Origin of the sequence: Pseudomonas lundensis (assembly GCF_002269125.1) — a bacterium.
Taxonomy (GTDB): Bacteria; Pseudomonadota; Gammaproteobacteria; order Pseudomonadales; family Pseudomonadaceae; genus Aquipseudomonas; species Aquipseudomonas lundensis_A.
Genome location: NZ_NQKI01000022.1, coordinates 36,303 through 54,610, shown reverse-complemented (window position 1 = coordinate 54,610; position 18,308 = coordinate 36,303). Strand labels below are relative to the sequence as shown.

The following is an 18,308-nucleotide window of genomic DNA, read 5'->3' as shown; positions in this document are numbered from 1 at the left end:
CGGCGAATCGACAATGGCTATTGGCCTTATAGCTTTAACTGACCGATGGCCCGGTTTAACTCACCGGCCAGGGTCGCCAGTTGATTGCTGGTGGTGGCCGAGTCGACGGTTTGTTGCACGGTGTTTTCAGTCACGTCGCGGATGCTGACCACGGCACGGTTCATTTCTTCAGCCACCTGGCTTTGTTGTTCGGCGGCCACTGCAATTTGGGTGTTGCTCTCGCGCATCTGGGCGACGGCACTGGTAATTTCCGCCAGTGCTTCGCCTGCCTCCTGCGCCTGTTGCACGCAGTCGTCGGCCTTGAACGAGCTTTCCTGCATGAAGTCCACGGCATCACGGGTGCCGGCTTGCAAGGCCGAGACCATGGTGGTGATTTCGTCTGTGGAGGCCTGTACACGCTTGGCAAGGTTGCGCACCTCATCGGCCACCACGGCAAACCCGCGCCCCATCTCGCCTGCCCGGGCAGCCTCAATCGCCGCATTGAGGGCCAGCAGGTTGGTCTGTTCGGCAATGCTGTGAATCACGCTGACCACGCTGTTAATTTTCTGACTGTCTTGAGCCAGTTGCTGAATCATCTCGGCGGTTTGCTGCACGCCGCTGGACAGGCTGGCGATGGAGTCCTGGACCCGGCTGACCACTTGCTGGCCGCTGCCGGCGAGGGTGTCGGCGGTTTGCGACAGGTCACGGGTGGCGCCTGCGTGCTGGGCAATGTGATAGACCGTGGCTGACATTTCATTGATGGCGGTGGCGGCCTGATCGGTTTCGCTTTGCTGGCCGAGCATGCCATGACGCACCTCGTCCATGCTGCTGGCCAGTCGCGCGGCGCCTGCATCCAGTTGTGCGGCGGTGTCGGCCACGGTCTGCACGATACGTTGGTAACCGGCTTGCATGGCATTGAAGGCGCCGGCCATTTGCCCGACTTCGTCGGTGCAGGCCAAGGGCACGCGGGCCGACAAGTCACCGGTTTTTTCGACGTGCAACATCACGTCCTTGAGCGTATTGAGCTGGCTGAGCAAGAACTGAATCAATAGTTGCGAAGCGCAGAGCATCGCCAACATCAGCACGAACACCGCGACGGCGTAATTAGCCAGACGCTCGACAAACACGTGCGCCAGGCTTGGCGCGTAGGCCAGCACGGCAACCCGCTCACCGTCAGGGCGGGTGACGACCTCGGCGCCCAGCAGTGGATTTTCGCCAAAGAACGGCAGGTGGTGGATGGACACCCAGCCATTGGCATCACTGAGCTGCGGCAGGGATTGTTCGTCCACCGTCGGGACTTGGCCGGGAGTTATCGGTAGCAAAAAGTCGACAGTGGGCAAGGCTTGGCCGCGCGGCCAGGCACTTAGCAATTGTGCCTGCGCATGGGCGTTGGCTTGAGCGGCGTCGCTGCGCGACTGCTGTTCGAGCTGCACGGCGTAGAGGACGAGCAACAGCGTGGTGACGAAGGCCACCGCGTTGACGGCCCAGAACTTGTATTTGAGCGAGATGTTGCTAAGCCAGGCACCCATGGAAGGTCTTCTCTGATTTGGCGGAAACAATATTGGCAAGGTGCCATCATTGTGCCGCCAAACCATGGCGATCTTGTTGATGTGGGTCAAGGGCGCCAGCCTGCTTACGGTCCCTCCGGCGCCTTAATCGTGATGGATGGCCGGTAAACTAAAAAAGGTGCGGGCACAGGCAGTGCTGTGTGCGGCCAGATCGGCTTGTGTTTCACCTCGGTGCAGTGCGACTTCACGCAGCACTTCAGGGAGATAAGCCGGTTCGTTGCGGCCATTTTTGGGTTTAGGGCGCAGCGTGCGGGGCAGTAAATACGGCGCGTCACTCTCCAGCATCAGGCGACCGCGAGGAATGTTGCGCACCAGTGGGTGCAAATGCGTACCACGGCGTTCGTCGCAGATCCAGCCGGTGATGCCGATGTGTAAATCCAGGTCCAGATAACTGAACAGCGCCCGTTGTTCGCCGGTGAAACAATGCACCACGGCAGCAGGCAGGCGGTCGCGGTAGTCGCGCAGGATCTCCAGCAAACGCTGATTGGCGTCGCGCTCGTGCAAAAACACCGGCAATTGCAAGTCCACCGCCATCGCCAACTGTTCTTCCAGAACTTTTTCCTGTTGCGGGCGTGGCGAAAAATCACGGTTGAAGTCCAGACCGCATTCGCCCACCGCAAGCACCCGTGGCTCTTTGAGCAACGCGTGTAAACGCCGGGCGCTGTCGGCATTCCAGTCGCTGGCCGAGTGCGGGTGTATGCCCGCCGTCGAAAACAGCCGCAAGGCACTTTCATCCTGCTCATGGCACAGCTGCAAGGCTTGTTCGCTGCCGTCAACGCTGGTGCCCGTGAGCACCAATTGGCATACGCCTGCAGCGTAGGCACGCTCCAGAACGGCCTCATGTTTGCCGTCGAAGCTGGGGTTGGTCAGGTTGACGCCGATATCGATGAGTTGCATGGTGCTACCTCAGGCCACAGGCCGCGAAGCATATCAGAGCTGCAGATTTAATAAGAAAAACCAAGAACTACAGAGAGTTATGGTTGTCTTTGAATGCCGCAATTGCGCAATTCCCGGTACAGGGTTCGCTGTAACCGCGCAATTGCACACCGCTCACAGCGCACCTGATGCCCCAAAGGGCGACCGGTTGTCGGGTATTCCGGCACGCTGAAGGGCTGTCTTCTTTGCGGAGAACGGATGACAAGACTGACGCTGTGGATTGCGCTGTGCCTGATGCTGTTGCCTGCTATGGCAACCGCACGCCTGCCTGGGCCATTACAGGCCGGGCAGCCGAGTCAGATCCGCGATCTGGCGCAGATTCGCAGCAGTCAAGTGTTGCGCGTGCTGGTCAATCAAAGCCGCAACAGCTCGGGCGAAGTCCAAGGGCAGTCGATTGGTGTCGAATACCATCGGTTGCGCGCTTTCGAGCGTTATCTCAATGGCCATGCGCTCAATGGTCAGCAAATCACCCTCAAAATCATCCCTAAAGCCAAGGATCAACTGCTCGGCGCGCTGCTGCGTGGCGAAGGCGATTTGATGGCGCCCGGCGAGCTGCTGGATGTCAAGCCGACCCACGCCGTGAGCCCGAGCGAGCCGATCATTGATCGCGTGGCGCTGATCCTCGTGGGCGTCAAGGGCGAGCGGCGTTTCACCCGCCTTGAGCAGTTGTCGGGCCGCACTGTGGCATTGACGACGGGCAGTGCCGCGGGGGCGGCGGTGAACGTGATCAATCAAAAGCTGGCGTTGCGCAAACTGCCGCCCGTGAAAATCGAATGGGTGGACCCGACCCTGGCGGTGGAAGATGTGCTGGAGATGGTGCAAGCCAAGATCTACCACTTGACGTTAGTCGAGCAGCCGATTGCCGAGCGTTGGGCCGCGTTGATGCCCAAGCTGCGCTTTGATCGCAAAGTACTGGTCAGCGAGCCAGGTGCCATGCGCTGGTATGTGCGGCGCGATGCTTCGATGTTGCGGGCCAGCATCGACCGTTTCTTGACGACCTACAGCGTCCCTGACGATCAGAATGTGGCATTTGAGCGCGTCTATCGACGCCTGTATCGCGTCCACTACCCGCTGGCGCGGGCTGACCGGCAGAAGCTCGAAAAATTGCGTCCGGTGCTGCAAAAACATGCCCGGCAACAGGGCATGGACTGGCTCAATCTGGCGGCGTTGGCGTTCAAGGAGTCCACACTCAACCCCAATGCCAAAGGCTCAGACGGGGCCATGGGATTGTTGCAAATCACTCCTTCAGCGGCGCAACGGGTGGGGGTCAACAACATTCAAAGCGTCGACAACAATGTGCAGGCCGGGGCCAAATACCTGGCGATGATTCGGCGCAAGTTCTTTGCCAGCCCCAAGTTGAATGAACGCGAGCGCATGGCGTTTGTACTGGCGGCCTACAACATGGGCCCCGAGCGCGTGCAAGGCATGCGCGCCGAGGCTAAACGCCGGGAGTTGAACCCCAACCAATGGTTCTTTCAGGTTGAGCGCATTGCCATGGAGCAGGTGGGAATGGGGGCGGTCAGCTATGTTAATAGTGTGAATAAATACTTTTTGGCCTTCGATCGGGAGCGCGACTCATTGGAGCCTGATGAGCCGAAGCTGGCACTTCGAAAATAATCGAAATAACTGATAGTTATCTTGGATTTATTCGGCTATTAACATTCTAAAAACTGATTAGTATGGCGGCACATCCCAACCTGATTAACAAAAGGACTGCACCATGAACAAATTCACCCATACCGTTTTGGGGACTCACGCGGGCTACGGCTTGACTGTTTTGCGCGTTCTGGTCGGGATCATCTTCGCTGCCCACGGTTCGCAAAAACTCTTTGGCTGGTTCGGTGGCGGTGGGCTGGCGGGCACAGCGCAGTGGATGGAAAGCATTGGCCTGGCGCCGGGAACATTGATGGCACTGCTCTCGGGCGGCACGGAGTTCTTCGGCGGTCTGGCGCTAATTATCGGTTTGTTGGCCCGGCCTGCAGCGTTGGGGCTGACCTTCACGTTACTGGTGGCGATTTTCACGGTGCATATCAGCAACGGTCTGTTCATGGCCAACAACGGCTATGAGTTTGCGCTGGCCTTGCTGGGCGGTACGTTGGCCGTTTTAATCGAGGGCGCTGGCAAGCTGTCACTGGATCAGGCGATTGCCAACAAGTAAGCCATGAAGCCTGCTCGCTCTTGTGCAAAAGGACGCGTCGAGCAGGCTTGCCTGTGTTCTTGATTCTCTGCGTCGCTGATCGCCCCGGAACGTGATTCTTGACAGCTGTAACCGGGTTTATCTAGGATGTTTTCTTGCGCCGATTTAAACAGCTACTTGCGGGGCGCCGGGTGTTCGACTGATCACCCAAGAGGCCGGTAACAGGCCTTGAAATACCGCTAAAGCGCTGGTTCGGTGTTGCCTCTCACCTGCCACGCAGAATCCTGAGGCGGAGAACCCGATAAATGAGTCAGCCACGTCCCCTTGTACGTCTCGCGCCGATCACGGCCAATCAAACTTTTCGTAATCCTAAAATCCTCCTGGGTGGCAAACATCAGCCCACGCTGTTGCGCTATCTGGACGGTTGGCCGCGCAGGAAAGGTCGGGCTTCGGCGTTTTTGATTCAGTTTGTGGAAGAGGGTGACGCTTTAGCGCGGTTTGCCAATGACAGCTTTGACTTGGCCGTGATTCAGTCACCCCGTCCACACCAGGCCGAGGCCGTCATCCACAACCTGGTACGCGTTTCTCGCCAAGGGCTGATTACGTTGCGTTAAAGCGTCTCTGCGCCAAGTCTTTATATGAATTACTTGGCGCACACCCTTATGAGCGCTGTTGGTGAGCTCTTATTTCATTGGCATGTTTGCAATGATTCACCAGTTCGCTGCGTGTTGCCCAGTCGGTGTTGATGATAAAAAAGTGTTGTATATAACTTTCTGCATTGTCCGATTTGAACCAGGTATTGACTTTGTCACTGAAATCATCGGGAACATGCAGCGGTAATACATACTTGGCGCACTGGATGGCAACGAGTTTATAAGGGCTTTTATACCGATCGAGCGTGCTGTCCATAAAGCGTTTGAGGTGATGGGTGGATATCAGGTTTTCACCGCTCCAGCGTTGGTCCACGCCTCGCCACAGCAGCGGCGAGTCAGTGTCGTGATTGTAGGCCGCCACGACCGTTGCGCCCGGGTGTTCTTTCCATAGCGCCTCAAGTGTTAACCGAGCGCATTTTTCCGGGATGATCAATGTGCCGAGCACCTTTGAGATTTGCGCTTGCAGCTCTTCGTGGGCTTGGGGTGTGAAGTCCCGGAACTCATGGAAATCCAGCACAACGATTTCTTTTTGCGATTGTTTGTCTGCGTAGAATTGCCTGAGCATCTGCAGGATGTCGTGCTCGACTGTACGGCCCGATGATGTGCCGTGGAATAACTGAAAGCGTCGCGCGTCTGCGACTGGGTACTTGGCGTAGAACGCCACCCTTAAGTCCAGTGCCCGGATGCCATGCTCCAGCTGTTTCTTGGGGGATACGTCTTGGGTAATCGCTTGTGGCCACTGGAAGTTGGGCGCTTCCTTGTCGCTCCCGGAGTCATGGCTGCCTGGCAATATGAGTTCGCCAATATGCAAATGCTGTAGGCCGGGAACGTCACTCATCCAGTAACGGTTGTTCTTCGTGCTCATGGTCTTTCACTCCTTGAATGACCGTTGGTTGATTAACCTGAGCATAGAACTGGAATGATTGGATGAACGGCTAATACATATGTGGCTACATCTTTAGCAGGCGCTTTACATCAGGGGTAGTCGATCGCCACGATACACACCCATTGTTCGCCGGTAGGGGTCTGGACTTGCACTTGAGCATCCAGCGGCTTGCCGATTAATGCGCGGGCCAGTGGTGAGTCGATGCTGATCAACCCCTGTTTCAAATCCAGTTCATCCGGGCCGACAATGCGGTAGCGCGCGTGTTTGCCGTCTTCATCCTCAATCGTGACCCAAGCACCGAAATACACCTTATTAGGATCGCTGGGCTTGTCACTTACCACTTTGAGACTTTCGAGACGCTTGGTCAGGAATCGCACACGGCTGTCGATTTCACGCAGCATCTTTTTGCCGTACGTATATTCGGCGTTTTCAGAGCGATCGCCCTGCGCTGCGGCCTCGCTGACAGATTGCGTGACCTGGGGACGACGCACGTGCCACAACTCGTGCAGCTCGGCCCGCATCCGCGCTTCACCTTCGGGAGTGATCAGCGCGGTGCCAGCAGGGCGTGGTGGGCGATAGCGGCTCATGGGCAATCCATTGGGGGAGAAGGTCGCGAGTCTATCAGCCCTCGCGCAGCACTGTCAGCGGGCTGGTATTGAGGGCTTTGCGTGTACCGAAGACACCTGCGGCACCCACCATCAAGGCGCCCGCCACTGGCAGCAACAATAGCCACGGGTGCGGGTGCCATGGCAGATCGAACGCAAAGCGGTACAGCACCAGACTGACCAGTTCGGCGCCGATGGCGGCGAGTAACCCGCTGGTGGCGCCGAGCAGGCCAAACTCGATCCGGCGCGCCTTGATTAACAGCGTGCGCTGGGCCCCCAGTGCACGGAGCAAAGCGCCCTGGCGGATGCGTTCGTCCAGGGTGGATTGCAAGCCAGAAAACAGCACCGCCATACCGGCTGCCAGCACAAACAACAGCACGTATTCGACTGCGATGGTGACTTGCGCAAGGATGCTGCGCAGTTGGGCCAACAGGGCTTCAATGGGCAAAATCGTCACCGCCGGGAAACGGCGGGACAGTTCGATGATTTCCCGGTCATGGCCCGGCGCCAGATAGAAACTGGTGAGGTAGGTGGCCGGCAAGTCCTGCAAAGTGCCAGGCTGGAAGATCATGAAGAAGTTGGGTTGGAAATTGTCCCAGTTGATGCTGCGCAGGCTGGTGACTTGTGCTTCACGCCGGGCACCGCCGACGCTGAAGGTCAGGTGGTCACCCAGTTTCAGTTTGAGGCTTTGGGCCACTTTGGCCTCGACCGAAACGCCGGGAATGCCGTCGCCGGGTTGTTGGGTCCACCATTGGCCCGCTGTCAATTGATTGCCCGCGGGCAGGTTGGCCGCCCAGGTCAGGCTCAAGTCGCGTTGAATGGCTTTGTCGCCGCTGGAGTCCTTGCTTACGAGGCCCTGCACGGCTTCACCATTGATGCTGATCAAGCGACCCGGTACGACGGGATAAAGCGGCGCGGCCTTGGCTTGCAGTTGCATCAGTCGCGCCCCAAAAGCGTCTTTGTCAGCAGGCAGGATGTTAAGCGCAAAGTAATTGGGCGCGTCTTTGGGGAGTTGGTTTTGCCACGTGTCCAGCAGTTCCCCGCGTAACAGGGCAATCAGCGCCATCGACAGCAGAATCAGCCCGAACGCCAAGGCTTGACCGGCGGCCGCCAGCGGGTGGCGCAGCAGTTGTCCCAGCCCGAGTCGCCACGGTAACGAGGCGCCCGCCAATAGACGGCGCAGACTTTGCAGGCCCATTAGCAACAAGCCGCCCAAACCCAGTGCGGCCAGAATACCGCCACCCAGCAGGGCAAATGTCAGGACCAGATCAAGGCTCATGCGCCACATGATCAGCCCAAGCGCGAGCAGGGCCGCGCCATAGATGCTCCAGGTGCTGGCGGGGATGGGCAGCAGGTCGCGACGCAACACCCGCAGCGGAGGCACTCGTCCCAGCGCGGCCAGCGGCGGCAAGGCGAAACCTGCCAGCGCCACCAGCCCGGTTCCCATGCCGGCAAGGGCAGGTAGCAGGCCGCCCGGCGGTACGTCGGCGGGCAATAAATCATGGAGCAAGGCGAACAAACCAAGCTGCGCGAGCCAGCCCGTCAACGCGCCTGCCACACTGGCCAGCAACCCGAGCACGGTGAGCTGCAGGGCAAACAGGATTAGCGTTTCGCGGCGGGACAACCCCAGGCAGCGCAGCAGCGCGCTGGCATCGAAGCGGCGATTGGCAAAACGGGTGGCCGACAGTGCCACGGCAACGCCCGCCAGCAATACGGCGACCAGACTGGCCATGTTCAGGTAGCGCTCGGCCTTGCCCAACGCGCCGCCGATTTGCTGATTGCCGTCGCGAGCGTCCAGCAAACGTTGGTTGGCATCGAGTCCGGGCTGTATGACTTGGCGATAGGACGCCAGCGCGGGTGCTTCGCCGCTCCACAGCTCGCGGAAATTGACCCGGCTACCGGGCTGTACGATGCCGGTGGCGTCCAAGTCATCCAGGTTGATGAGTACCCGTGGGGTCAGGCTGTAAAGATTGCCAGCCCGGTCGGGTTCGTAAGTCAGAACGCGGGTGATGCGCACCGTTTTTGAACCCACCTCGATCGGATCACCGACCTTGAGGTCCAGTGCTGTCAGCAGGCGTGATTCGGCCCAGGCCTCACCCGGTTTCGGGCCGCCGCCGGGCTGCTCTTGAGCGTAAGGTTGTGCTGCGCTTTTCAGTTCGCCGCGTAAGGGATAGGCATCGTCTGCGGCCTTGATGCTGGACAGTTGAATACCGTTGTCGGTGGCAATCACGCTGGAGAACTCTACGATCCGCGCGTGTTTAAGGCCCAATTCCTTCCCTAACCGAACCTGTTCGTCACGAGCGGGGGAGGTGCCATCGAGTACCAGATCGGCGCCAAGGAACTCTGTGGCTCGCAGCAGCATTGCGCCGTTCAGGCGCGCACCGAAATAACCGATGGCGGTACTCGCCGCCACCGCCACCAGCAGGGCGAAGAACAGAACGCGCAGTTCGCCTGCCCGCGCATCGCGCAGCAGCTGGCGGATGGCAAGGCTCAACAGGCGTAGCAGGGGCAAACGTGCCATCAAGGCTCCAGAGGGCCGACCAACTGGCCGGCTTCAAGGCGGATCAGGCGCCGGCAGCGGTGTGCCAGGCGTTCGTCGTGAGTCACCAGCACCAGCGTGGTGCCACGCTCTTGATTGAGCTCAAAGAGTAAATCGGTGATGCGCTCACCCGTGTGACTGTCGAGGTTGCCGGTGGGTTCATCAGCGAACAACACGTCGGGTTCGGCGGCGAACGCGCGGGCGATGGCCACGCGTTGCTGTTCCCCGCCGGACAGTTGGCGCGGTGAATGGCTCAGGCGCTGACCCAGTCCGACGCGCTCCAACAGGTGGCGGGCGTGTTCGCGGGCATCTTTGCGGCCTTCCAGCTCCATCGGCAACATGACGTTTTCCAGTGCGTTAAGGCTGTCGAGCAGTTGAAAGGACTGAAACACAAAGCCGACATGTTCGGCGCGAACCCTGGCGCGCTGGTCTTCGTCCAAGGTGCTCAACGCGCGCCCTGCGAGGATGACTTCGCCTGCACTGGGCAGGTCGAGCCCGGCCAATAATCCCAGCAGTGTGGATTTGCCAGAGCCGGATGCGCCGACGATGGCCAGGCTGTCGCCTTGACGCAGTTCGAGGTTCAGCGGGTGAAGGATGATTAACTCGCCTTCCGCGCTGGGTACCACTTTGCTAAGGTTCTGCGCGGTGAGAATACGTTCGCCCATGGAGAATCCGATGCGTGTGTGGTTTTTAAGTGCTGCTCTGGCCCTGATGTGCATGGCGCAGAACGCAGCGGCGGGAACAATTTTGATCGTCGGCGATAGTATCAGCGCGGGTTTCGGCCTGGATACCCGGCTGGGCTGGGTGTCTTTGCTTGAGCAGCGACTTGCACAGGAAGGTCACCCCGATCAGGTGGTCAATGCGTCTATCAGTGGTGATACCAGTGCGGGCGGTCTTGCGCGTTTGCCTGCGCTGCTTACAGAGCATAAACCGGATGTGGTGATTGTCGAATTGGGGGGTAATGACGGCTTGCGCGGTCAGTTGCCGGCTCAATTGAAACAAAATCTTGCCGGTATGATCGATAGCGCCAAAACCGCGGGCGCCAAGGTGCTGCTGTTAGGAATGAAGTTGCCACCCAATTATGGCAAACGTTACACCGACGCCTTCGCCGAGGTTTATACGCAGCTGGCTGCTGAAAAACAGATCGCGCTGGTGCCGTTTTTCCTTGAGGGCGTCGGGGGCAATCCCCAGTGGATGCAGGCAGATGGCTTGCACCCTGCAGCCGCTGCACAGAAGCGTCTGCTGGATAATGTGTGGCCTGTGCTAAAACCGTTGCTTTGATGCTTTTCTAGTCGCAGCGTTTCGGCTAAGGTGGCGCCCCCCCGATTTGGAGCCCCCGATGTCGCGTCCTGCCTGGTCTTTATATGCCTATCAACTGATCGAGCCTGACGAACAGCTCGATTTGTTCGCCTGCCAGGAGGTACGGGTGCATCTGGTGACGCGTCAATTGGAGCTGGGAGGCACCATCGACCGTACGTTATGCGGCTCGTTGCTGCCTGCGCAGCCGCGCTGGTCGGACGTGACGCGCAAGGTATTTCAAGACCACCGTCTGTGTCCGCTGTGCCGCGCAATCATTGAATCGCAGCGCCGTGGCACCGAGCCGATCTGGCCTGAATTGCGCTTTGAACTATGATCTACCTCGTCTGACCATTTTTGCGAGGTACGCCGCCTCCTGAACCCGGCAGGCTGCGTGTACACTTTCCCCTTTTTGTCCCCCGTTGATTATGCGAAGGATGTTCCGGATGTTGTCGCGCCTACCTGCCGTCACCCGTTGTCTGTCAGTTGCCGCACTGTGTGTGGCAGGCCCTGTTGCTGCTCTTGAATTTCCGTTGCCGCCGCCCGGTGAAGACGTGGTCGGGCAAGTACAAATCATCAAGGGCCGCTACGAAGACTCTTTCGCAGATCTGGGCAATGAGCATGAGCTGGGCTATTCAGAGATGATTGCCGCCAACCCGGGCATCGATGCCTGGTTGCCGGTCAAAAAGAATCCCGACGGCACGCTGGTGGACACCGATATCGTGTTACCGACGCAGTTCATCCTGCCGCCCGGCAAGCGGGAAGGGATCGTGATCAACCTGGCCGAATACCGGTTGTATTACTACCCCAAGGATCAAAACAAGGTGTATACCTTTCCGCTGGGCATTGGTCGTGAGGGCTGGGGGTCGCCAGTGGGCCAGACCCGCATCACCGCCAAGACACCGAACCCGACCTGGACGCCTCCCGCGTCGATCAAGGCCGAACACGCCCGCAATGGTGATCCGTTGCCCAACGTGGTGCCAGCCGGCCCAGACAACCCTCTGGGGCCTTTCAAGTTTACGCTGGGCATGCCGGGTTACCTGATCCATGGGTCCAATGCCAAGTTTGGTATTGGCACCGGCACTAGCCACGGCTGTTTCCGCATGCTGAACAAGAACGTCTTGCAAATGTCGCAACTGGTGCCGGTGGGAACGCCTGTTCGCATCATCAACGAGCCCTACAAGATGGGTGTAAGTGGCGGCAAGGTATACCTGGAAGTGCACGAGCCCTTAAACGTCAAAGACGGTTCTCTGCTCGCCAAGAGCGACAAGTCGCATTTGACGCAAGAAGACAAAGAGCAAAAGTGGGCTGGTTTCATGAACTTTGTGCTCAAGCACAAAGCGCTTGAAGACACTATTCAGATCGACAAGGAAAAAGCGTTCCCTGTTGTGGTGGCAGAAACGGGTGTACCCGCCGAAATTGGAATCAGCACTGCTGTAGTGCCGCAAGTTCCTGGCCTAAGTGAAGAGCCGCAGGGCCAGTCGCTCGATTACGTGCAGTAATCGATCACTAAAAAGCCGCCGCAGTCGGTGATTGCGGCGGCTTTTTTTTGCCTGTTGAAAATATCTCAGGCAAAAAAAACCGACCCATAAAATGGGTCGGCTGGTAACAGCCCCGAAGGACTATTACTTGCGGCTTGCTTTTTCAAGCATGCGCAGAGCACGTTCGTTAGCTTCATCAGCAGTCTGTTGTGCTTTTTGAGCAGCAGCCAGCGCTTCGTCAGCTTTACGGTAGGCTTCGTCAGCACGAGCCTGGGAACGTGCTGCTGCATCTTCAGTTGCAGTCAGACGGGCTTCAGTTTCTTTAGATACGCTGCTGCAACCGGTAGCCAGAACTGCGGCCAATGCCAGAGCAGAGAATTTCAGAACGTTGTTCATCGTGTTCCCCTTCAAGGACTTTCTAATTGAAGCTGCTCCTTCAACATGAGGAAACAGCCGGCGTACATACTACCCATTACTTGTAGTAAGTAAACTGACCTAGCGCAAGAACCAAAAAAAATAATTGGTAATGACTGGCCATGGGCTAGCTTTAACAGATTGTGCTTGTAAAACAGTCGGTTTGACGCACTAAGCACATCGCCCTATGTGGGGATAGGGTGTCAGGTTTCAAGTGACTTTAGCGCCGGATTCTCGTCATAGCTTCAACATTCCGCAAAATGTTCAATGGACTGGCATGAGGCTGAGCGAGAGACGCTTCGGTCAGGTCGAGTTTAGCGAGCGTTTATCTCGAGTTTGACTACGCTTTACACAGGCTGGCATCTTGCTACTGCGCAAGGTCAACGCTTGGTGCGCAGTGGTTCCCTCGGCGGAAAAACAACAGTAAGGTAGGGGTCACGGTTCAAGACCCGCGAGGAGTAATGATGAGCGAGGCGTTGTCCATCCACCATGACCAGGCAGGTCACCAGTTTGAGACCACTGTCGACGGTCATCGTGCTTACCTGACCTACATGGATCTGGGCAAGCAGACTCTGGATATCTACCGCACCTTTGTTCCCAACGCCCTGCGTGGTCGCGGAATTGCTGCCGCATTGACTGAAGAAGCACTCGATTACGCCGAGAAGATGGGCTATGACGTAATTCCTTCATGTTCTTACGTGGAGCGTTATATGGAACGCCACAAACGTACTCCAGCCAAACTGTGATCCCTTTTATGCTCGCTGCCCGCCACCCCGGGCGTCACTCGACGCCCTTCTTGCCGCTATTGACCTGAATCAACGTGAACACTGACCCCCTCGCTTAGTCTGGAATCAGGCGGGGGAGGCGCGTTGCCGAGCCCGGATTATTGACTGTGGAGAGAACGCATATGATCCGTGAAGTCGAAGGCGACATTTTACTGAGTCAAGCGCAGGTGATTGCTCACGGCATTGCGCCTCAGGATCCTTTCGATACCGGCCTGGCGCTGGCTCTGCGTGAGCGTTGGCCATCCCTGGTGGCGGACTATCGTCACGCTGCCCACAGCAAGGCACCGCAGCCCGGTGAGATCTGGTGCTGGTCGGGTGTGGATGACAAGGGTGGGGTGCGCAGCATTGTGAACCTGTTGACTCAAGACTCCCTACACGCCGGTCATGCCGCCAAGCCCGGCAAGGCAACCCTGAAAAACGTCGGGCATGCCTTGCGGGAACTGGCCCGGTATGTGACTGACGAGCACATCAAAAGCGTGGCGTTACCGCGTCTGGCCACCGGCGTCGGCGGGCTGGAATGGCAAGACGTCAAGCCTCTGATTGAAAAGTACCTGGGCGAACTCAACGCTGATGTCATCGTGTATGAGGTCTATCGCAAGGGTATAAAAGCGGACGAGCAACTGGGTTAACGTCGCGGCGCTCACGTTTAAAACGCACAACCTGCACCCCGCGAGTATGTCGTTCTCGCGGGGTGCCTGCGTTTGCTGCGAATCTGATCGGAAGGTTTTTGATCTGTGTCTAGGGTGTTGGGTGACAGATGCTGTATTTATTTGAATCATCCGCCGTTCATTTAAGGAAATCTCATGACCGATGTGGTCACTCGCACTGCTTCTGTAAAGCCCGCAGCCAAAAAAGCGCCACGCAGCGTCCGCCCACGCCGCGCCCAGTCCGGTGATGTCGCTCCGACGCAGAGCCCGGCGCAACTTCAGCGGCATGTAGTCGAAGATAAAATTCAGTCGCGCCAGGCAGCGACCAGTGCGGCGGTCAAAGACATCCTTCAGCAAATTCCGCAGGGCGATACGCAGGGGCTTATCCAGACCTTGGGCACCTTGATGTCGGGCATGTCTCCCGACGATGCGGTGGTGTTGCGCAATGCGTTGCTGAGTCAGGAAAGCGAGTCGGTGTTTCACCAGCGCCCCCTGCACCCGGACGATCAATTGGCACCGGATTGGCGCAAAGGCAATTACCCCTATAAGAACCTGATGTCGCGCCGTAACTACGAGCGCGAGAAATATCGCCTGCAAGTTGAACTGCTCAAGCTACAAGCCTGGGTCAAGGAAACTGGCCAGAAAGTCGTCATTCTGTTCGAAGGGCGGGATGCGGCGGGCAAGGGCGGTTCGATCAAGCGTTTCATGGAACACCTCAACCCTCGGGGTGCGCGAATTGTCGCGCTGGAGAAACCCAGCGAAGTAGAGCGTGGCCAATGGTATTTCCAGCGCTATGTTCAGCATTTGCCCACAGCAGGTGAAATCGTGATGTTTGACCGAAGCTGGTACAACCGCGCTGGCGTTGAGCGGGTGATGGGCTTCTGTTCGGACGATGAATACCTGGAGTTCATGCGCCAGACACCGGATTTCGAACGCATGCTGGTGCGCAGTAACGTCCACCTGATCAAGTTCTGGTTTTCAGTCAGCCGGGATGAGCAGCGTCGACGTTTTAAAGAACGCGAGAAACATCCGCTTAAACACTGGAAACTCAGCCCGATCGATCTGGCGTCTCTGGACAAGTGGGACGATTACACCAAGGCCAAGGAAGGCATGTTCTCGTACACCGATACCTCGGATGCACCCTGGACCGTGATCAAGTCCAATTGCAAGAAGCGCGCGCGGTTGAGCGCCATGCGCTATGTACTGCACAAGTTGCCGTATGCCGATAAGGATTTGAAAGGTATCGGTGCGCTTGATCCTTTGATCGTGGGACGCGCCAACGTGGTGTATGAGCGCGGCGAACGCCGGGCTTCGATTCCGTTGTAGAACGGTGTAAAGCTCCTGCAGGAGCGGGTGCGCCCCTGCAGGTTCAGCCGTGGCGGTGGTTAGCCGCGAGCACGTTTAGGCAGAACATCCTTGAGCTTGGCACGCATGCTGCGCAGGGTGCTCTCGGTGCTTGCCCAGTCGATGCACGCATCGGTAATCGACACACCGTATTGCAAATCTTCAAGGTTTTTAGGGATGGCCTGGCAGCCCCAGTTCAAATGGCTTTCGACCATCAGGCCGATAATCGACTGATTGCCTTCGGCGATCTGATTGGCCACGTTTTCCATGACCAGTGGCTGCAAGGCCGGGTCTTTGTTGGAGTTGGCGTGGCTGCAATCGACCATGATGTTCGGGCGAATTTTCGCTTTGGTCAGCGCCTGCTCGCACAGGGCGACGCTCACGGAGTCGTAGTTCGGCTTGCCGTTGCCGCCGCGCAGTACGACGTGGCCGTATGCGTTGCCTTTGGTGGTGACAATCGAGACGCCGCCTTCCTGATTGATACCCAGAAAGCGGTGCGGGCTGGAAACTGATTGCAAGGCGTTGATCGCTACCGTCAGGCCACCATCGGTGCCGTTCTTGAAGCCAACGGCCGAAGACAAGCCGGAAGCCATTTCGCGGTGGGTTTGCGATTCGGTGGTGCGGGCACCAATGGCCGACCAGCTGATCAGGTCTTGCAGGTATTGCGGGGAGATTGGGTCCAACGCTTCAGTCGCAGTCGGCAGGCCCATTTCAGCCAGGTCGAGCAACAGTTTACGCCCGATGTGCAGACCGTCTTCGATCTTGAACGAGTCATCCAGGTACGGGTCGTTGATCAGGCCTTTCCAGCCGACGGTGGTGCGTGGTTTTTCAAAATACACCCGCATGACCAAGTACAGCGTATCGCTGACTTCAGCGGCGAGGGCCTTGAGGCGCTCGGCGTATTCGTGGGCAGCCTTGATATCGTGGATCGAGCAAGGCCCGATGACAACGAACAGTCGATGGTCTTTGCCATCCAGGATGTTGCGAATCACCTCACGGCCTTTGGTCACAGTCTGCAACGCAGTTTCACGCAGAGGCATCTCGCGCTTGAGCTGTTCAGGTGTGATCAGGGTTTCGTTGGAGGCAACGTTTAGGTCGTCGATCGGTAAATCAGCCATCGTGTTACTCGTCAGGTCACGGGTGCCGGCCGCCAGCGATCCCCGTGCGGCGGAGCACAGCATGATTGAGCGCAACGGGGAGCCGAACCTTAACGCGTAAAGCGGTTATCCGACAATGGGCACACGCAGGTTTAATCCAGTGCCGGTTGACCCAGCGCGCGCTCCAGGGTGGCTTGAGAGAACTCCACAGCATTGAGGCTGATCCATTCCAGCGCCAGTGCTTCTATGTTGTCTACCTGCGGGTTTTGTAATCGCTGCAAGCGGTAAAAGTGTTCGATCTGACACACCTGTTCGCCCATCCGTGCGCCAAATAGCGTCGAGGCATCGGTAAAGGTAATGCCAACACGGTAGCCCTGTGCACGTTTTTCGCACCAGGCGATGTAGCCCGCGTAATGTGCATCCAGACCCAGGGTAGGCATGTGAATGTCGACGGCTGCTCCACGCTTCCAGCCTCGATCGCTGTTGCATGAAACGCCGCCAAGGCTGATAGAGTGCAGCTTCTGGCGTGAAAGGGCGGGTTGTTCGCGTGGCGTAATCTCAGCGGGAATATCATCTGGGTGGGGTAAAAAGCGACCCATGAACGCACACTCCAAGTGCCAGCACTTTGATATTGTTTGCCTCAGTATAGTGGGTGAAATGGAACTGACAGATTTTGATGCGGACCGGCATTTGCTGGAACTGCCCGGTACCTCACTGGTGATATTCACTGGCGCCGGGTGTTCGAGCTGTCGAGTCGCCCGCCAAATGTTGCCCGCGATGGTGCTGCCCGTTGACCGGCTGTGCTGGATTGACGCAGGCGATAACGGTGGCTTGGTGCAGCGCTATGGGATTTTCCATTTGCCGACACTGTTTGTGGTGCGGGACGGCCAATGTTATGGCGAATTGAAATCGCGTTTGAGTGAAGGCGAGCTGGCGCATCACATCCGGCTGGCCTTGATGACGGAACCGGACGAACTGCCTTGAACCGGTCGTTCACCCCATGCACACCCTGTGGAGGCGACATGAGTAAAGGCTTGAAAGGCAAGTTGGTGCTGGCGATTTCGTCCCGCGCCCTGTTCGATCTGAGTGAAAGCCATGAGGTCTATCTGGCCCGGGGCATTGAAGCGTATCGCCAGTACCAGATTGAGCATGAAGATGAAGTGCTGGCGCCGGGAGATGCCTTTGCACTAGTGCAAAAGCTGTTGAGCTTCAATGCCACCCTCGGCCGCGAGCGCGTTGAAGTGGTGCTGGTCTCGCGCAACAGCGCCGATACCGGCTTGAGGGTCTTCAATTCGATCCAGCATTACGGGCTGGCCATTTCCCGGGCGGCCTTCTCAGGAGGGCGCAATCCCCATCCTTATCTCAATGCCTTTGGCTGCGACTTGTTTTTATCAACCCACGCCGATGATGTCCGTAGCGCGCTGGACGCTGGCTTCGCGGCCGCGACGATTTTGTCCGGAGGCACGCGGCGGGCTGAAAACAAAGAACTGCGCATAGCGTTTGACGGGGATGCCGTGCTGTTTTCGGACGAAGCCGAGCGCGTGTACCAGTCGGGCGGTATCGAAGCATTTCAATCCCTGGAGCGTGACTCGGCGCGCAGCCCGTTGCGCGGCGGCCCCTTCAAGGGGTTTCTGGAGGCGCTGAACCTGTTGCAGCGTGAATTCCCGGATGACGCCTGTCCGATTCGCACAGCGCTGGTGACGGCGCGCTCGGCGCCCGCCCATGAGCGGGTGATTCGCACCCTGCGTGACTGGGACATCCGGCTGGATGAATCGCTGTTTTTGGGTGGCCTTGACAAGTCAGCCTTTCTCGAAGCCTTCGCTGCTGACGTGTTTTTCGACGATCAGGCCGGTCATTGCGAGCGCGCCCGCCAAGTGGTTGCGACCGGGCATGTGCCCCACGGTATCAGCAATGAACGGCCGGATTTGCCTGCCGACTGAC

The 18,308-nt window shown here is 58.0% G+C and carries 20 protein-coding genes; 11 read left to right on the top strand and 9 right to left on the bottom strand.

All coding sequences use genetic code 11. The features are described 5' to 3' along the window. Nucleotides 1–26: 26 nt before the first annotated feature. Nucleotides 27–1,508 carry a methyl-accepting chemotaxis protein gene (locus tag CJF39_RS14555; protein ID WP_094994046.1) on the bottom strand — a complete coding sequence of 494 codons (1,482 nt, stop codon included), beginning with the start codon at nucleotides 1,506–1,508 and terminating at the stop codon, nucleotides 27–29. Between the two features lie 123 nt (nucleotides 1,509–1,631). Next, entirely contained in the window at nucleotides 1,632–2,444 is an 813-nt protein-coding gene (locus CJF39_RS14550) for a TatD family hydrolase (protein ID WP_094994045.1), read from the bottom strand. 237 nt (nucleotides 2,445–2,681) lie between these two features. On the opposite strand from CJF39_RS14550, the gene CJF39_RS14545 reads away from it, so the two are divergent. From CJF39_RS14545 to CJF39_RS14535, 3 genes are all read left to right on the top strand, one after another. After that, nucleotides 2,682–4,100: a transglycosylase SLT domain-containing protein gene (locus CJF39_RS14545; protein ID WP_094994044.1), complete on the top strand. Its 1,419-nt coding sequence runs from the start codon at nucleotides 2,682–2,684 to the stop codon at nucleotides 4,098–4,100. A gap of 103 nt (nucleotides 4,101–4,203) precedes the next feature. Then, on the top strand, nucleotides 4,204–4,641 hold the full coding sequence (locus CJF39_RS14540; protein ID WP_094994043.1) for a DoxX family protein: 438 nt from the start codon (nucleotides 4,204–4,206) through the stop codon (nucleotides 4,639–4,641). 284 nt (nucleotides 4,642–4,925) lie between these two features. Continuing rightward, complete coding sequence (locus tag CJF39_RS14535) at nucleotides 4,926–5,234, top strand: hypothetical protein (protein ID WP_094994042.1); 309 nt, start codon at nucleotides 4,926–4,928, stop codon at nucleotides 5,232–5,234. A 46-nt stretch (nucleotides 5,235–5,280) separates the two neighbouring features. Here CJF39_RS14535 and CJF39_RS14530 read toward each other — a convergent pair whose 3' ends face one another. The 4 genes from CJF39_RS14530 to CJF39_RS14515 all read right to left on the bottom strand — a co-directional run bounded on the left by CJF39_RS14530 (nucleotide 5,281) and on the right by CJF39_RS14515 (nucleotide 9,968). Next, nucleotides 5,281–6,138: a hypothetical protein gene (locus tag CJF39_RS14530; protein ID WP_094994041.1), complete on the bottom strand. Its 858-nt coding sequence runs from the start codon at nucleotides 6,136–6,138 to the stop codon at nucleotides 5,281–5,283. A gap of 110 nt (nucleotides 6,139–6,248) precedes the next feature. Beyond that, nucleotides 6,249–6,746: a transcription elongation factor GreB gene (gene greB / locus CJF39_RS14525; RefSeq protein ID WP_094994040.1), complete on the bottom strand. Its 498-nt coding sequence runs from the start codon at nucleotides 6,744–6,746 to the stop codon at nucleotides 6,249–6,251. A 34-nt stretch (nucleotides 6,747–6,780) separates the two neighbouring features. Beyond that, nucleotides 6,781–9,285 (bottom strand): ABC transporter permease, encoded by a 2,505-nt coding sequence (locus CJF39_RS14520; protein WP_094994039.1) that lies wholly within the window; start codon nucleotides 9,283–9,285, stop codon nucleotides 6,781–6,783. Next, the gene (locus tag CJF39_RS14515; protein ID WP_094994038.1) at nucleotides 9,285–9,968 is read right to left on the bottom strand and encodes an ABC transporter ATP-binding protein; all 684 of its coding nucleotides are present in this window, start codon (nucleotides 9,966–9,968) and stop codon (nucleotides 9,285–9,287) included. The genes CJF39_RS14520 and CJF39_RS14515 overlap by 1 nt, the downstream gene beginning before the upstream one ends. A gap of 10 nt (nucleotides 9,969–9,978) precedes the next feature. On the opposite strand from CJF39_RS14515, the gene CJF39_RS14510 reads away from it, so the two are divergent. From CJF39_RS14510 to CJF39_RS14500, 3 genes are all read left to right on the top strand, one after another. Continuing rightward, nucleotides 9,979–10,584 carry an arylesterase gene (locus tag CJF39_RS14510; RefSeq protein WP_094994037.1) on the top strand — a complete coding sequence of 202 codons (606 nt, stop codon included), beginning with the start codon at nucleotides 9,979–9,981 and terminating at the stop codon, nucleotides 10,582–10,584. A gap of 58 nt (nucleotides 10,585–10,642) precedes the next feature. Beyond that, nucleotides 10,643–10,936 (top strand): hypothetical protein, encoded by a 294-nt coding sequence (locus tag CJF39_RS14505; protein ID WP_003446817.1) that lies wholly within the window; start codon nucleotides 10,643–10,645, stop codon nucleotides 10,934–10,936. A 109-nt stretch (nucleotides 10,937–11,045) separates the two neighbouring features. Further along, nucleotides 11,046–12,101 carry a L,D-transpeptidase family protein gene (locus CJF39_RS14500; protein WP_094994036.1) on the top strand — a complete coding sequence of 352 codons (1,056 nt, stop codon included), beginning with the start codon at nucleotides 11,046–11,048 and terminating at the stop codon, nucleotides 12,099–12,101. A 123-nt stretch (nucleotides 12,102–12,224) separates the two neighbouring features. Here the strand turns inward: CJF39_RS14500 and oprI are convergent, their stop codons facing one another. Beyond that, entirely contained in the window at nucleotides 12,225–12,476 is a 252-nt protein-coding gene (oprI, locus tag CJF39_RS14495) for an outer membrane lipoprotei OprI (protein WP_003172710.1), read from the bottom strand. 482 nt (nucleotides 12,477–12,958) lie between these two features. On the opposite strand from oprI, the gene CJF39_RS14490 reads away from it, so the two are divergent. The 3 genes from CJF39_RS14490 (at nucleotide 12,959) to ppk2 (ending at nucleotide 15,252) form a co-directional block, all read left to right on the top strand. After that, nucleotides 12,959–13,240: a GNAT family N-acetyltransferase gene (locus CJF39_RS14490; protein WP_094994035.1), complete on the top strand. Its 282-nt coding sequence runs from the start codon at nucleotides 12,959–12,961 to the stop codon at nucleotides 13,238–13,240. Nucleotides 13,241–13,401: 161 nt separating this feature from the next. Next, nucleotides 13,402–13,908 (top strand): macro domain-containing protein, encoded by a 507-nt coding sequence (locus tag CJF39_RS14485; RefSeq protein WP_094994034.1) that lies wholly within the window; start codon nucleotides 13,402–13,404, stop codon nucleotides 13,906–13,908. A gap of 174 nt (nucleotides 13,909–14,082) precedes the next feature. Beyond that, on the top strand, nucleotides 14,083–15,252 hold the full coding sequence (ppk2, locus tag CJF39_RS14480) for a polyphosphate kinase 2 (protein ID WP_094994033.1): 1,170 nt from the start codon (nucleotides 14,083–14,085) through the stop codon (nucleotides 15,250–15,252). A gap of 59 nt (nucleotides 15,253–15,311) precedes the next feature. On the opposite strand, the gene CJF39_RS14475 is transcribed toward ppk2, so the two are convergent. Next, nucleotides 15,312–16,388 (bottom strand): 3-deoxy-7-phosphoheptulonate synthase, encoded by a 1,077-nt coding sequence (locus CJF39_RS14475; protein ID WP_094994072.1) that lies wholly within the window; start codon nucleotides 16,386–16,388, stop codon nucleotides 15,312–15,314. Nucleotides 16,389–16,519: 131 nt separating this feature from the next. Further along, on the bottom strand, nucleotides 16,520–16,966 hold the full coding sequence (locus CJF39_RS14470) for a PilZ domain-containing protein (protein WP_094994032.1): 447 nt from the start codon (nucleotides 16,964–16,966) through the stop codon (nucleotides 16,520–16,522). Between CJF39_RS14470 and CJF39_RS14465 the strand changes: the two genes are divergently transcribed. Both CJF39_RS14465 and CJF39_RS14460 read left to right on the top strand, forming a co-directional pair. Further along, entirely contained in the window at nucleotides 16,965–17,351 is a 387-nt protein-coding gene (locus CJF39_RS14465) for a thioredoxin family protein (protein WP_170046129.1), read from the top strand. The two genes, CJF39_RS14470 and CJF39_RS14465, sit on opposite strands and share 2 nt — an antisense overlap. A gap of 38 nt (nucleotides 17,352–17,389) precedes the next feature. Beyond that, nucleotides 17,390–18,307 carry a 5'-nucleotidase gene (locus tag CJF39_RS14460; RefSeq protein WP_094994031.1) on the top strand — a complete coding sequence of 306 codons (918 nt, stop codon included), beginning with the start codon at nucleotides 17,390–17,392 and terminating at the stop codon, nucleotides 18,305–18,307. Nucleotide 18,308 lies beyond the last annotated feature (1 nt).

What these genes read in the sequence shown, in the direction of transcription:
- CJF39_RS14490 (WP_094994035.1), top strand. Translation starts at nt 12,959, where the DNA reads ATGAGCGAGGCGTTGTCCATCCACCATGACCAGGCAGGTCACCAGTTT.
- CJF39_RS14530 (WP_094994041.1), bottom strand. Translation starts at nt 6,138, where the DNA reads ATGAGCACGAAGAACAACCGTTACTGGATGAGTGACGTTCCCGGCCTA.
- CJF39_RS14555 (WP_094994046.1), bottom strand. Translation starts at nt 1,508, where the DNA reads ATGGGTGCCTGGCTTAGCAACATCTCGCTCAAATACAAGTTCTGGGCC.
- CJF39_RS14465 (WP_170046129.1), top strand. Translation starts at nt 16,965, where the DNA reads ATGAACGCACACTCCAAGTGCCAGCACTTTGATATTGTTTGCCTCAGT.
- CJF39_RS14470 (WP_094994032.1), bottom strand. Translation starts at nt 16,966, where the DNA reads ATGGGTCGCTTTTTACCCCACCCAGATGATATTCCCGCTGAGATTACG.
- CJF39_RS14515 (WP_094994038.1), bottom strand. Translation starts at nt 9,968, where the DNA reads ATGGGCGAACGTATTCTCACCGCGCAGAACCTTAGCAAAGTGGTACCC.
- ppk2 (WP_094994033.1), top strand. Translation starts at nt 14,083, where the DNA reads ATGACCGATGTGGTCACTCGCACTGCTTCTGTAAAGCCCGCAGCCAAA.
- CJF39_RS14485 (WP_094994034.1), top strand. Translation starts at nt 13,402, where the DNA reads ATGATCCGTGAAGTCGAAGGCGACATTTTACTGAGTCAAGCGCAGGTG.
- CJF39_RS14500 (WP_094994036.1), top strand. Translation starts at nt 11,046, where the DNA reads ATGTTGTCGCGCCTACCTGCCGTCACCCGTTGTCTGTCAGTTGCCGCA.
- CJF39_RS14505 (WP_003446817.1), top strand. Translation starts at nt 10,643, where the DNA reads ATGTCGCGTCCTGCCTGGTCTTTATATGCCTATCAACTGATCGAGCCT.
- greB (WP_094994040.1), bottom strand. Translation starts at nt 6,746, where the DNA reads ATGAGCCGCTATCGCCCACCACGCCCTGCTGGCACCGCGCTGATCACT.
- CJF39_RS14475 (WP_094994072.1), bottom strand. Translation starts at nt 16,388, where the DNA reads ATGGCTGATTTACCGATCGACGACCTAAACGTTGCCTCCAACGAAACC.
- CJF39_RS14520 (WP_094994039.1), bottom strand. Translation starts at nt 9,285, where the DNA reads ATGGCACGTTTGCCCCTGCTACGCCTGTTGAGCCTTGCCATCCGCCAG.
- CJF39_RS14535 (WP_094994042.1), top strand. Translation starts at nt 4,926, where the DNA reads ATGAGTCAGCCACGTCCCCTTGTACGTCTCGCGCCGATCACGGCCAAT.
- CJF39_RS14545 (WP_094994044.1), top strand. Translation starts at nt 2,682, where the DNA reads ATGACAAGACTGACGCTGTGGATTGCGCTGTGCCTGATGCTGTTGCCT.
- CJF39_RS14510 (WP_094994037.1), top strand. Translation starts at nt 9,979, where the DNA reads ATGCGTGTGTGGTTTTTAAGTGCTGCTCTGGCCCTGATGTGCATGGCG.
- CJF39_RS14540 (WP_094994043.1), top strand. Translation starts at nt 4,204, where the DNA reads ATGAACAAATTCACCCATACCGTTTTGGGGACTCACGCGGGCTACGGC.
- CJF39_RS14550 (WP_094994045.1), bottom strand. Translation starts at nt 2,444, where the DNA reads ATGCAACTCATCGATATCGGCGTCAACCTGACCAACCCCAGCTTCGAC.
- oprI (WP_003172710.1), bottom strand. Translation starts at nt 12,476, where the DNA reads ATGAACAACGTTCTGAAATTCTCTGCTCTGGCATTGGCCGCAGTTCTG.
- CJF39_RS14460 (WP_094994031.1), top strand. Translation starts at nt 17,390, where the DNA reads ATGAGTAAAGGCTTGAAAGGCAAGTTGGTGCTGGCGATTTCGTCCCGC.